Source organism: Rhodococcus sp. ARC_M12, from assembly GCF_022810385.1.
In the GTDB taxonomy this organism is placed as follows: Bacteria; Actinomycetota; Actinomycetes; order Mycobacteriales; family Mycobacteriaceae; genus Rhodococcoides; species Rhodococcoides navarretei.
Window position 1 is genome coordinate 1 of the sequence record NZ_JALGQI010000099.1, and the last position, 256, is coordinate 256.

At 56.6% G+C, this 256-nt stretch carries 1 pseudogene; it reads left to right on the forward strand.

Going from position 1 to position 256, the window contains the following annotated elements:
• A pseudogene (locus MTX35_RS25515) lies at window positions 1–176 on the forward strand (2Fe-2S ferredoxin); the annotation flags it as partial.
• Window positions 177–256: the final 80 nt, after the last annotated feature.

Sequence of the window (256 nt, forward strand, 5' to 3'; positions counted from 1 at the left end):
GCCATGTGATCGTCGACCCGCAGTGGTCAGGAGAGGTGGGTCTGTCCGGTGCCAACGAGGAGGAGATGCTGGCTATGAACCCCGAGCGTGAACCCACGTCTCGGTTGTCGTGCCAGATGGTGGCCTCAAAAGCGTGGGATGGCCTGATCGTTCGAACACCTGAATTCCAATTGTGATGTGTGAAAGGCAGGCACGACAGCATGAAAGTTTCTGAGTCGATCACCGACAAGGTCCAGTCGACCATCCCTATAGGGCT